The 13,778-nt window shown below is 63.4% G+C and carries 4 protein-coding genes; all 4 read right to left on the bottom strand.

The features are described from left to right. Positions 1-51: 51 nt before the first annotated feature. Positions 52-375, bottom strand: coding sequence for a hypothetical protein (locus NJ75_RS05675; protein ID WP_039332255.1), 324 nt, complete (start codon positions 373-375; stop codon positions 52-54). A gap of 112 nt (positions 376-487) precedes the next feature. Continuing rightward, a complete protein-coding gene (locus NJ75_RS05670) occupies positions 488-3,571 on the bottom strand; it encodes a CHAT domain-containing protein (protein ID WP_236727070.1) in 3,084 nt (1,027 codons plus the stop codon). Continuing rightward, positions 3,568-11,904 (bottom strand): hypothetical protein, encoded by an 8,337-nt coding sequence (locus tag NJ75_RS05665; protein WP_156135715.1) that lies wholly within the window; start codon positions 11,902-11,904, stop codon positions 3,568-3,570. The genes NJ75_RS05670 and NJ75_RS05665 overlap by 4 nt, the downstream gene beginning before the upstream one ends. Then, entirely contained in the window at positions 11,904-13,601 is a 1,698-nt protein-coding gene (locus NJ75_RS05660) for a ShlB/FhaC/HecB family hemolysin secretion/activation protein (RefSeq protein WP_236727069.1), read from the bottom strand. The genes NJ75_RS05665 and NJ75_RS05660 overlap by 1 nt, the downstream gene beginning before the upstream one ends. Positions 13,602-13,778 lie beyond the last annotated feature (177 nt).

Here is a 13,778-nt window from a genome sequence, read left to right as displayed (position 1 = left end):
TTCATTCAGGGCATAGCGGCTGCGCCGGTGTTGGCTGGCTTTGCCCTTGCCTCAGTGAAACACGCCTAACCTGCCCTGCAGGATGGCATCGAGCACTGCGGGATGGAATGGTTCGACAAACCGCAGCCTGATCCTGAACGCTGCACTTTCCTCGACAATCGCCGCCCGTGATTCGAGCCCCGTGAAGGTCAGCCATACCATGCTGCCCGGGCTCAGATTCTCCAGACATTCGATCTGTGCGTGCGTACCGGTCAATTCGTGGGCGTTAACCTTGGCCCTGAAGATGCCGCGGCGATAGGCCGCCGGGATCGGACCCTCTGGAACGCCTGCAGAGTAGGGAGAGCGGCGTGCCGTGCCGTTGTTCTCAAGCCACATTGCTCATCTCCGATCCTGTGTTCCCGACAGGATTGAGGACGGCCCGTTAACCGCAAAGTTCAGCCCGCAGGATCACCTGCGGGCCTTTACGTACCAGCATCGAAAGCTGCGCTTATCGCGAAGCCTGCGTCGTCATCGGTGCATTGCCGGTTACCAGCGGCTTTGCGCCGTCGCCCACGATGATGAATGCAGCCCAATAGAAAGGATGGGACGTATTGGGATCGTCCATCAGCTTTTCCTGAGCCCCCTCCAGAGCACTTGCGAGTTCCTGCCCGGGCCTGGAATCGATGACACCGCCGATCAGACGCTTGGTGGCGTCGAAGTCGTCCGGCACCGGCCAGTGGCTGGCAATCACCGAACGCGCACCCGCGCCGACGAAAGCGCGGACCAGCCCGTCGAGCGCATAATTGCCGCCGGTGGTGACGCCCGCCTCCCGGCTGGCTGCCACCGTTGCCATCCCGGCCGTATCGCAGGCTGAAAGGATCACAAGGTCTGCATTCAGCTTCAGGTCGAAGATTTCGCGGAAGCTCAGCAGACCATCAGAACCCATGTCCCCGAAACTGGTCACCAGCGCGGGGCGTGCCGGGCAATCCGCGCGCGGAGCCGTGACAAGGCCGTGCGTCGCAAAGTGCAGCACGCGATACTGATCGAGGTCACTTTCGCTCAGTAGGGCGCTGTCGCTGAACTGCGCATCGGTCTTCACCGCGCTACCACCCAGGCTGAGCTTCTTCTGCGCGAAGAGCAGCTCGTCGGCAGAGATCGGATTCTGCCAAGTGGCCAGCGGCCAATCGCATTCATCCGCCACCGCCGCCATAGGCCGTTGCGTGGGCTTGGCATTATGCCCCAGCCCTAGGTAATTGCGTGGTGCCCCCGATGCCGCAAGCTTGCGAATGTCGAGGAATCCGCGCGGGCTCACCGCAATCGAAACCTCGCGCCCACGGCCCAGCCACTCGACACCGGTGAAGTCGAAGGGATCGCCGTCCGGGCTCTCCATCCGCTTCTTGTATTCCGCGATGCCCTTGTCGCCGGCTACCAGAACCGTTGGCGGAAGCTGCAGCATGGCGCCATCCGGTTCGAAGATCAGATGACGCGTGCCGGGCAGCAAATCCTCAACCTGTCCGAAAACGGCCTTGTAGAGCGCGCGGGACTTGTCGAGGTCGAAGGGATAGTTGACCTGCTGGCCATTCTCGACCTTCACGATCGTATCACGAATGTCCTGAACCTGCCTGGCCAAGGCCGCTGGCGTCAGGCCAAGGTCCACGACGCGCGCATCGCCACTTGTCGCAAACAGACCATAGGCGCGGTCGCCCACCAGCATCAGCTTGTAATAGGATTCCCCCGGCTTGAGTGCGGCCTGCAGTTCAGCCAGCTCAACGCCACGCGGCGCCAGCACGTTATAGCGCGGAAACGCCGCCAACTTGCTTACCAAAGCCGTCTGGTCGCGACGCAATGAGGCCAGGTTGTCCTGCGCCGCAACCAGCGCGGCTCTCTGCTTCTCGTCAGGCATGGCAACCGCTGAAAGCTGTTCGACCAGAGCCTCGGTGCGGGCGATGTCACGGGTGCGGACCAGCGACAGACGGAACAGCGCCGCTGCCTCGTCATTGCCTTCTGACATCTGGCGCGCCAACACTGCCTGCGTCTGGGCAACGCCCGGACGCTGAAGCACTTGCGAGGCCACAAACGTTGCCTTGGCTGCATCTGGTCCGTTGCTCTTGGCCAGCAACCCGAAATAGGGTCCGAGCAGATCGCGCAATGTCGTCCCGGCATCGGGGACCGACAGGCTTTCCTCTACGACTTTTCCATAAAGCGCCAGGGCTCCGGCCTCGTCGCCGCTGCGGCCAAGCCACGCCGCTTTGCGGGCCTGCGTGGCCAGCAAGGCCGGTGACTGCGGGAAGGATGCGCCGATCAGGGCAATTGCCCGGTCGAAAGCCGCACCGCTGTCAGCCTTGCGGCCCTGCGCTTCGGCCAGCAATGCCAGCTCTATCTGGATTTCTGCACGCAGCCAGCCAGCGGAGGCAACGCGCCCGCCCCTTACCGCTTCGAGCCTCCGGCTGGCGCCTTCAAATCCTGACACTGCTTCATCCAGCCTGCCTTGAACGCGCGCCGCCGTTGCCTTCAGAGCATCGGCTTGCGCATCGAGGATCTCTGCGCGCTCAAGGTCCGTAAGCCCGGGATCGACCGCCCCCAGCCGCTTGAGCGACGAACTCTCGCGGTTGATCTGTTCGGCTAGCGGCGCATTGATCACCCCAGCCGCAAGGCTGGGCCGGTCATAGACGTCCCCGACGGCGCTCACGGGCGTTGCCAGTTCCTTCAGCGCAGCCGCAGCCTTGCGCTGGTTGAGCCGGTTAATTGCACGATAGTTACGGATCAGGCGCTGCGTCACGCCGTCCCCCCGCGAAAGCGCTCCGGCTGCTTGTGAAAGCAGGCGGTCGGCTGCCGTGAAGTTGCCGAGATTGGATTGCTGCAGGCCCTGATTGGCCAGGGCTTCTGCAAGTCCTGCCCCACCGGTCGAGCGATCACGACTGGCCAACGCCTCGAAAAACTCCGAGGATTCGGCAAAGCGGCCGCCATTGTTGCGCAAATACCCTTCGTCCCGCGCACCGAGGCGATCCAGTTGCCCCGCCTGCACGCGCGCGAAGGCGGCAGGATCGCTGACCTCGGTCGTCGCCACGCGGATTTCGCCCGGCACCGGACTGTCGCTGACAACGCTCGCGAGAGCCAGTCGCAGCGCCGGATCATAGCCTGCAAGCCCTTCAACAAAGTAGGTGGTCCCGCCGCGCTTCACCGCATAGCGTTTGTATTCGACATTGGCGTTCTGGTCGCGGCAGTTCACTGCGCTAACCCGGCCCAGCGTTTCGATCGCGACGCTGCCTTCGCCCCCGCAAGCCAAAGTCACGCCGGGAAGGCCGGTGGGCTCGTTGCCCATGGAGATGTCCCGCCTCACGGCAATCAGACTGCCCACTGCCCCGGCGGCGTCTCGACAACTGACCCGGTAACCACGATCGAAGATACCGCCCAGCCGCTTGTCCAGCGGAGCATTCTGCGCGGTGCAGGTCACACCCGAACTGCCAACACGGAACGAGTTGCGGATCGACAGAGGCTGCTGCCCTTCGGCCGCCTGCAACGGCGTTGCCGCCGATGCCAGGAGTGCCGCCATCATGGCGCTGCTGCGAATTGTCTTTATGCGCGCGTTCACTGGGCGTCTCCTTCCGCGCTGTCCTCGTTCACGACCGACCCGATCAGGGCCGGATTGCCACTGCCGGCCACCGGTTGCTCGATTTGCCCCACGGGATCGAGAGGCTTGCTGTCGATCAGCTGCGGTGGCGGAGCGATTGGGCTGGAGGCTGCATCCTCCCCTTCGGTAGCCCGCTCCTCCTGCTGCTGCTCTTCCTGTGCAGGATCATCGCTATTCTCGTCAGAGGTCGGCCCAGACGGTTCTTCGACAAACGCCGGCGTGCTTCCCAGCGTTTCGTTGGAGATAATTTCAATCTGGCCCGAAATAGACCCGATGGTATCGGGGCCCTCCATGGCAGAAGCGCATGACGCCACGGAGAACAGGCAGCCGTTGATCTGGCTGTCAGCCGTGAAGGGCGTGAAATCGGCGTCCGGCGAATTGACCACAAGGCCGTGTGCCGCCGCTCCGGTAACGATCCCGTCAGGGGTCTGGAAAGCGCCATTGACGACAATGGAAATTGATCCTGCCGCCGAGTTGGTCGGCGCGGTCACATCGGTCAGGTCGGCATCTGCAAGGAAGCCAGCCGGATTGAGCGTCGTGCCGGTGTTCTGGATATAGAGCGTGCCTGTCGGATAAAGGTCCAGCCCCAGGCTGCGAAGCACCCCTTCCGGTCGCTGGACAGATGCCGGCGCATTCAGTTCGGCGATCCTGCCTTCGTAGAATGGATCTGCCGCAAGTTTTTCGAGAATGCTGCTCGACGCTACATGGATATGGTCCGCATTGATCTCCAGAACGCCACCGAGGGGGGCAGTGCTCCCCAGTTGGCTGGCCGAAGTAAGATTGATCGATCCTGTCGCGGCATCCAGCTCGAAACGGCCCGTCGTGAATTCGAGAACGTTGGACTGAGCAAAGCCGGTCCCGGTAATCGCGCCGACAACACGGATTGCGCCGCCCGGTATCTCCGTCTGCAGTTCGCCCGAGGCAAAGATGACTCTGCCGGTGGTGCCCGCCACATTGGTCGATCCGATGGCTCCCCCCGCCACCAGCGAAACGTCACCAATCAACATGTCCGTTGCGTTGGCAGAGCGATCCACCGCAGCGATGACCAACTCGCCGGTCGAGACGAGGCCGATCTCGGCATTGCTCAGTGCGTATCCGCCATTTGCGGCTAGCCCATCCCCGATCAGCGCGGTCCTGGTCGAATTGGAGATCAGGTCGACAAAGCCCGTCTCCGCCGTCTGGATACCCGAAAGGATTGTCTGGCCGGTCGGAAGGGTCGCGTTACCGTTGTCGATAATCGAAATGTCGCCGGACACGATCCGGACCTGCGTGGCCAACCAGCGCCGTGCCACCGTCGCTGTTCCGGCGGCCTCGATCTTGATGTCGTTGAAGGACCGCATCCCTGCGCCGGAGAAGTCGCCCTCCGTGGCTACTGCGATCCGCCCGGCAATCGCTACATTGCCGATGGTGACATTGCTGCCGGTAGCTGCCGGGGTCGCCGCAAAGATTGCCGGGTAGTTGATACTTCCGGGCTGCGCGGTGGTCGGCAGCATGGAACTGCCCGCAATCAACAAGCGGCCTGTGGCATTCGTCAGTTGGCCCGTCGCGCTGAACACGGCCCCTGCCAGAGCGGTCTGGACGGATGCGGTTCCCCCTGAAAGCAGCACCACATCCCGGCCTCGCACCGTCCCGAGATTAAGCGCCGTGGCGCCACTTGCCAGGATGTCGCTTCCCGAAACGAGTGAGGCTGCGGTAATCGACTGATTGCGCGAGATAATCTCGATGCGATCGTTCTGCGCCTGAAGGCTCGAGAAGGTCAATGGACCGTTGGCCGTTATCCCTATCCGGCCGCCAGAAAACACGTTGCCCGTGGTCACCCCGGTCCCGGCGGCGATCCGCAATGAACCGACGCTTGAATTGTTGGAGATCGTCACCGCCCCGGTCAGCGCCACCGGCGTCGCACCGAACACGAGCTCCTTGTCAAACCCGTTGGCGGTTTGCCCCGAAGCCTGCATCGAACTGTTGGCGACGAGCGCGCGGTTGATGACATTGAGACCGGTTATGGAGAGGTCACCAACCGAGCCGAGCAGTACGTCATACCCGACAACGGTACCAGTGCCGAGACCGCCACCGGACGCAACGCGGACGTCTCCGCTCGAGGTCAGGTTGCCAGTGCTGACATTGCCATCGGCCGCGATCGAGATCAGCCCCGCTCCGCTGGCGGTTGGCGTGCCCGAGCCCGCCGAGACTTGCCCGACAGTCAGGCTTCCGCCCGCGGAAAGTCTCAATGAGTTGGAAACCGACAGGTTGCCGGTTGTCAGATCGCCTCCCGCGCCTGCTGTGAGGCTGCCGGAGCCGGACGAGTTTGTGATCCGGACCGCTCCGCCTACTGCGACGGGCGCTGTTGCAAATACCAGTTCCTTGTCGAAGCCATTGGCCGTCTGGCCCAGCGCGGCCATCGAAGCGTTGGCAATGAGGGTGCGATTGACGATCGAAAGACTGTCGATGGTGACGCCAGTTCCGGCCAGAAGCAGGGTGTCATAGGCTCGCACGAAGCCCGTCGTCACGCTGCCAACGGCACTGATTCCAGCGTCCGAAGCTGCAAAGATGGAACCTGTCTGGACGCTGCCGCCAGACGTGATCCCGACCGAATAGAGATCGCCGTTGCTGCTGTTCGGCGTGCCCGTTCCGGCCGAGATATTGCCGGTCGTCACGCTGCCGGCCGACTGCACGGTGACAGATGTCGCTGCTGTCATGTTGCCGGTCACGGTGACGCCCAGCGTCTCGAGATCTATGGAATCGCTGGATGTCAGGTCGCCAAAGCTTATGGCCCCTCCCGCCGTCACGTCGATTGCGCCTACGGCGAAGAGAGCACCCAGATCGATCCGCCCCAGTGCCTGCAGCGTTAGCGAGCCCTGCGTCGACAGGTTGGCATAGCCGACAATATCCTGGCCCGAAGAGAGGCTCAGCGAATTGGTGCCAGTCAAAGTCCCGACGCTTGCCGGAGCCGTGCCCGGAAGAACCCAGTTGCCCGCGTCGATTGCCACATTTGCGGCTGTCAGCGTGGACTGATCGAGCAGGATCGAGAATGCATTGGGCGTCGAGAGGAACAGGCTGCCCGATAGGTCCGCGGTGGAGTTGGTCAACGAAACGTAGTCCGCAAGAGCGCCTGCAGCCACGTTATCGGCGATCGCGACGAACGAAGCATTCGTACCAGTCAAGCTGCCGCCATTCATCTCCATGTCGATGGCATCGCCGATGATGGTGCCGGTTCCAGAGGTCGCCCCCGTGCCTCCGACCGCAATCGCGCTGAAGCTGAGATCGCCTGCGGTCAGGCTGCCAAGTTGGCCCGGCTGCTGGAACCGGTGGGTAACCACCAGGGCCGCACCAGAAACCCGGTCGGTCGCGACATTAGTGCCTACAGTCGCATTGCCGCTGGAACCTGCAGTTGCGCCGTCACCCCCATTGCCGCCTGTCCCATGGGCGTTGAAACTGCCGCTGCCTGTGATGGTTACCTGGCTGCCGCGAACGAGCAATGTCGATCCACCTGCCGCCCCAAGGGCACCACTGCCGCCCGTTCCGAAGGACAGATCGCCTGCACCGCCATCCCCGCCGACGCCCGAAGCGCTGGTAAGCACAGACCCGAAGGTGGCCGATCCGGAGTTGATCGCGCCTGTAGCGAGCCCGCTGGCGGTTCCGAGTTGGACTCTACCGCCGGCACCAGCACCACCTGCTCCGCCGTTCAATCCGTCACCCCCGCCGCCGCCGAAGCCACCGGCAGAGACGTTGACGGAATTGATCTGCAACTGGCCATTGCCTGCAGTGCCAAAGATCAAGGCCGTTCCGCCAGTAGCATCACCACCCGCGCCGCCAGTGCCGGTGGGAGACGAGGCCAATCCGCCAAAGCCTCCAAATGCCGATGAATCGGCAACAAGATTGCTGATGGTTACAGAACTCGCGCCTTCGAGCGCGCTGTTGGCGAACACCTCGACCTCGCCACCTTGCGCAGTGCCGCCTGCGCCGCCGAACTGGCCGAAGCCGCCAAACCCGTCAGCGGTTGCGAATGTCTGGCCGAGGACGAGCGTTCCCTGCCTGGCCGAAATTCCGACGAACCCGCCGGTACCGACGCCGCCGGCAAAACTGTCGCCGCCAGTGCCTTCGGAAGTCACGAACGTGAACCCGCCGATGTCGATGCTACCGTTGTTGCCAAGGTCATCAGGCGTGCCGACCGTCAGCAATGCGGTGCCCCCGGCACCCGCGCCGCCGAGGCCGCTCGGTCCGTTGAGGTATCCGGCACCACCAAAGCCGCTCGCTTCGATGGTGGCGCCGCCGTCGATGGTGATACTTCCACCGTCGCTGTAAAGACGGCTTGTACCGCCGGTTCCGTTACCACCGTTGGCCCCGACATCGCGGCCAGCGCCACCCGTGCCGTCCGAGTAGATGGCCAATGTGCCAGAGATGCCCGCGGTGCTTGTCCCCGACGCGGTGAAGGATGCGTTACCACCCGCGCCGTTGCCACCGCTGAGCGACGTAAACTGATCGCCACCTTCGCCTGTCGCCGAAATCGTCACATCGTCGGCAGCGAAGGACAGGCCCGATCCGAGCCGCACGGCGATGTTGCCACCCGTGCCATTGCCGCCTGCCGCACCGTACGATCCGCCGCCGCTGCCGAATGCCGAAAGATTGAGGCCTGCGGTGAACGATACCTCGTTCCCGGTGGTCGCGCCGTTCGAACCCAGATTGATGGAGCCGCCCACAGCCGTTCCACCAGCCGCGCTGCATGTAACGCCGCAAGTTCCGCTGTTGCCGCCGGTGGCATCGGCAAGCGCATTGAACCCGTCAATGGAGGAGAGGAGACTGCCGCCACGGTCGAACAGCAGGTTGATCGTCCCCCCTGTCGCCGAGCCGCCATTTCCGCCAGCGCCGGGCGTCGGACCTTCGCCTCCGTCTCCGCCTGCGCCGCCAAGCGCACCCGCGTTGATGATGACGAAACCGAGTTCGTATCCGCCTGCTCCGCTGCCGCCTGACGCCGCGAAAGAATTGAGATTGATCTGTCCGCCAAGCGCGGCCCCGCCGTTTCCACCGCGGTCACCGGTGGGAGAGTTCATCGTTCCCAGAGCGCCGCTGCCGCCAACGCCGGACGCATTTGCGTTGAGTTGACCAGTGCTGATCAAGCCACCGTCGACAGCCGCATTCAGATTGATCGTGCCGCCCTGCCCGAGGCCGCCGTCGCCGCCGACTTCTCCTATGGGTTCACCCGTCCCGCCCGTTCCGCCACGGCCAGTCGTGCTGATCGAGACTGTAGGCGCGGTGATAAGCGTGGGCGCGGTCAGACTGGCGTTGGCATTCAGAGAAATGGTGCCGCCGCGTCCGGTGCCGCCATTTCCTCCGGACTGGCCATCACTACCTACTCCTTCGGAAAAAAGGTTCAGGCCGTCGAAGGAATCGACGGTCGAACTCCCGGCTGTGAACGTAATCGTTCCGCCTTGCCCATCTGCGCTGGACCGACCGCTACCGGCGTAACCGGTCGCCTCGAAGGTGACGCTGCCAGTCTGGCTGAGGTGAACCGCGCTGCGGTTGGCATTGAACGTAATCGCCCCGCCTGTCGCGCCGCCAGCGCTGCCGCCGGACGCAAAGCCAAACACGTCACCGCCTGAACCGATCGCGCCGATATAGGAGATGCCGCTGGTCGCGAACGTAGCGTCAGCGATACCAATATCGACCAGACCACCCTGGCCGAAACCGGCGATCATCCCCGGGCCGCCATAACCTTCTGCGACAAAGGAAAACGAACCGCCGGCCGATAATTGTCCGCCAGTCATGGCTATCCGCGCGGTGCCGCCTGTGCCTGTGCCTCCCGCGCCGGTACCGTCAGACGCATCCCCGCCGCGTCCGGTTGCCGCGACGGCGATATCTCCGCTCGCCGCCAGTGATCCTCCGGTCGATACTCGCAGCCGCGCGAGCCCACCCGTTCCGTCCCCGGAGGCACCGCTGCCGAACTGAGCGCCACCACTGCCGTTGGCAGACATGAACAAGTCGGTGGTCTGGATGGTGCCGCCGTTGGCGAAGACATCGACGGTGCCGCCAGTCGCGTCGCCCGCATCAGCCGTATCACCCGCGACGGCGCCGGTTGCATTTGCGGTCAGTGAAATGCCCGATGAAGCTGAAAGGGTCGCCCCGTTGCGCGCTTCGGCAGTTACGAACCCGCCTGTTGCCGGCGTGGTCAGACCGGTGCCAGAGGCGCCCGAGGCGTTCGCTGTTACGTCAAGGGCGCCAGTGATCGTTATACTGGTCGTGTTTGCAAAGAGATTGACCGAACCGCCGCTTGCACTGCCTGATGATCCAACCGATCCGAAACCATTGCTCCCGAAGGCCGAAGCGTCGAAACGCGCCAGTCCATTAATGACCAATCCGGAGCCGCTGGTGGCGATGGTGTAGACCGAAACATTGCCGCCAAGCGCTGAGCCACCGACAGTTGCACCATCTCCACCGATTGCATCTGCAAAACCATCGAGAGCCTGCAGTGACAGAGAGGCGGTATCGAGCGCGTAGACGCTGATCAGCCCCCCCGTGGCATTGCCGCCCGCGCCACTTGCCGAACTGCCCGCCTGCGCACGGGCTGACAGTGCCGAAGCAGCGCCGATGGCTATGGTGGAGTCACCGTTGGCGCGAATTGCGGCAAGCCCCCCCTGCGCACTACCACCGTCAAGCGCGCACGTGACACAGCCGGCACCGTCATATCCTCGCCCCGTGGCATCAAGGAGTGCAGTACCCTGAATGTTGACCTGCGAACCACCCGTACCGGTCGAAAGGATCCACGCGGTGCCGCCTGTCCCGGTTCCGGCGCCGGTGCCCACGCTCTGCGCCTGGCCGCCAAAGCCAATCGCATCAAGCTGGACGTTACCGGTAATGTCGATCTGGCCGCCATTGTTCGACTGGATCTTGGCAAAGCCGCCCTGCGCGTCTCCGGCGTTGGTATCGGGCGAAATCGCTGGAGCGCCAAAGCCATTGGCGCTGAGGTGCACATCGCCCGTGACATCGATCGTGCCGCCATCAGTCGCATAAAGATGCGCGCTGCCGCCAACAGCAAGGACCGAAGCACTCGACCCACTTCTATCAGCATGGAATTCGACGTTGGCGCCGAAGGAAACCTGCCCACCGGCATTCGCAAAGACGCTGACGTCACCACCGGTCGAGCTCGCAAAGACGTTGGACGCGAAATCCAGACCTGCGCTGCTCCCCGAGCCAAGCTGAAACTGTCCAGTCAGCCGGGCCTCCAGGTTCGACGTGAAGTCGGCATCGCCACCCGAAATGTTTGCGAGCCCGGTTCCGCCCCCGCTGGAGGCGAAGCTCTGCGCGCTTCCGCCTGCCACGTCGTTACCGGCTGACAGCACGACGGTGTTGCCAATGACATCCGCCGCGCCTGCGATGTCGAATCCCAGCGAACTGCCGGCCCCGATGGCCATGGTGATCGCGTCGTTCTTGGGGACGGCAACCATGTAGATGCGATGGAAGAAGTCCGGGTTGGACGCCGCTGGGCCGGTTATCGTACCGTTGTTGCTCGCAACTGTGCCGGTTGCGCTTGTTCCGGAATCGACCTGAATGTCGAACAGGCCGTTGGGAGAAAAGGTGATTGTGGCAGCATCGGCAGCAACGAGCGCGGCGGAACCGTTGACAGTGATGGTGCCGTTGTTGGTAACCGCCGGCGCAACCATGGCGATGTAGGAGCCGTCCGTCGTCGCGCCGAGTTGAGCGCCTGCGCTGACCACGATCTGCGAGCCAGCCACGCTGACTGGCTGAAAGACATAGGCGCCGCTGGTGTCGAAGCTGCCGTCGGTCGTGCTGTAATTGAGATCCGATGTGGTGAGAACCAGATTGCCGACATCGAAGACCGACGATGCACCAATGAGGATGCCGCCAGGGCTGTAGAAGAAGACAGTCCCGCCCGGAGCAGAGCCGCCCGCAGCTGATTGCAGACGAGAAACGACCGTCCCATCAAACTGGATTGCACGTGTCGATCCCGAAGGGATGATGCGGTTGAGCACCGCAAAGTCGCCGTTCGATGCAGGGTTATTGGTGAACGTAGCCGTCGTGCCGGCCGACTGGAATATGATTGGTCCGCCCGTTGCTGCGGTATCTGTCGGCGTCCAGTTGATCACCGCGCTCGGACTGGAGACGACAACATCCGTCGTGCCCGAACCGGTGTTGATCGAGACAGAGCCGAACGTCGATGTCGGCGTAGCCTGGAACGATTGCGCCTGCGCAACCGAACCCGATGCCGCCAGTGCCGTCGCCAGCGCAATTCCGGAAGCCGAAAGCAGTTGCTTGCGGGGGGCCTTTACATGAGCGCGCATCAGAAGTTCCTCCACGGCAGCAATCGCGTGGTCAAAGTCATGAGAAAGCGGGGCTTGGAACGGCGGGCCTGGAGGCCGACCTTTTCCAGGGGCACAGCCAGCGTCGCCTCCAGACGGAAGCGGGAGCCAATGTCGGAGCGGAAACCGCCACCTGCAGACGTCAGGCGGTCGGATCCCGCAAGCCCCTTGTTCCAGACCCACGCGGCGTCTGCGAACACGAACGGCTGAACGCGGATTTCTCGGCTGCTCCCGATCGGAAGGCGCGGTCCCCTGAATTCAGCCGTGGCGCCCACGGCATCATCGCCGATCAGCTCTCCCGGATCGAACCCGCGACCGATCGTGAAGTTGCCGGTCGAGAATTCCTCGAACGCGAACAGCGGCTTGAAGGCGTACTGGGCACGAGGGGCGAGAAGAAAAGACACCTTGCCAAGCGCGCGCTCGTATTCACCCTGCCAGCGCACGACCGTAGCGGTTGGCGAGGCATCAGCACGGCTGGCGGGTAGTGCCGTGGCACATGAAGCGCCTGCGCATGGCCGCGTCGCGTCAAGGATGGCGAGCCCCTGGCGCGCTTCGAACGAAGACGCGAGGCGCCATCTCGGCTGGGCGTGGGACGTATCGACGGCATCCATGTCCAGTCGCCCCCATGCCACGCGGATCTTGTCCTGCGTGAGTGGCACGATCAGGTTGACGTCCTGATTGACCAGATCGAAGCCACCGCTGAGCCAGATGTTTTGAGCGAGCGAGCGCTGGAGCGGATAACGGGCATGAAGGCTGGCGTAGAGCGTACGCGCGTCGAGCGAGACATTGGCCGGAAGCCCCGCCACATCGGGCTTGGTCCAGGCATAGGTGAACTGGCCACCGACGACGAGGCCACGTGAGCCGGGGCGGAACTCATGGCTGCCCTGCAGGATATGCTGCTCCGAAAAATCGGACGTCGCATAGTAGGACAGCGTCGTGACATCTCCCATTCCCGTCAGCCCGTAGAACTGGCCGCGGAGCTGTCCGCCGAATCGACCGGTAGCCTCAGACGCAAGGTTCTGGATCGTCAGGTCGAGAGCATAGGGTTCGCGCAATACGCTCACCTCGGCCACGAGATCGCCCGCTCCGGTGCCTGCGGGCTTCAGCGTCAGTTGGACATTGTATCCCGGCAGATCGCGGGCCAGCAGAAGGTAGCGTTCGGCGCGGCGCTGATTGAACACTTCCTCGCCGGTCAGGGCGCCAAGGTATTGCTGCAGTTTCTTCTCGGCCCCTTGAGTCTCACCGCGGGCTCGGACGGTGGTGATCCGGGCATAGATCACTTCCATCCGGACCTGACCGTTCTCGATCTTCTGGGTCGGCACCTGAACGGCAGCAAGGTAGCCCCTGTTGCGCAGCATGGTTCCTGCAGCGTCACGGATCTGGCACAGGACAGAGATCGGCTGCGGCGTTCCCGCAAGCGGCTTCCACGTCTCCGAAAGCTCGTCCGGTGCGATCTCCTTCAGGTTGTTGAAGGTAACTTCGCTCAGCGTAACCCTGATGTCCGCATACTGCGGGTCTTCCAGCGGACAGGGCGAGCGCTCGATCTCGTTCCTGACCGAAAGGCGTGGCGCAGATTGAGGAGCCTGCCCTGTGATGCCGCGAAGTTCATCGCGCGATGGCGGAGTGGTAGCCTGACCGGGTGCCGATTGCGCGAGCGCCGGAACTGTCGTGGAGGCCATCGCCGCAAAGGCAAGAACGCCTCCGCTTGCCAGCAAGCTCCGCTTGCGCATCTCCCTGAACGTCATTCTGCAAGTGCCCCCGTCGGATAACTCTTCGACGCGGCCCGTTCTGTTCTGTTTATCGCTCGTTCATGTTTAGCAACAAATGCGGATCGTGCAATCGCCGAGGACCGGCGA

It is taken from the genome of Novosphingobium subterraneum, from assembly GCF_000807925.1.
Classification (GTDB): Bacteria; Pseudomonadota; Alphaproteobacteria; order Sphingomonadales; family Sphingomonadaceae; genus Novosphingobium; species Novosphingobium subterraneum.
This window is presented reverse-complemented; position numbering and strand designations above follow the sequence as displayed.

Coding starts and splice junctions, on each gene's coding strand:
- NJ75_RS05675 (WP_039332255.1), bottom strand. CDS start 375: ATGTGGCTTGAGAACAACGGCACGGCACGCCGCTCTCCCTACTCTGCA.
- NJ75_RS05660 (WP_236727069.1), bottom strand. CDS start 13,601: ATGGCCTCCACGACAGTTCCGGCGCTCGCGCAATCGGCACCCGGTCAG.
- NJ75_RS05665 (WP_156135715.1), bottom strand. CDS start 11,904: ATGCGCGCTCATGTAAAGGCCCCCCGCAAGCAACTGCTTTCGGCTTCC.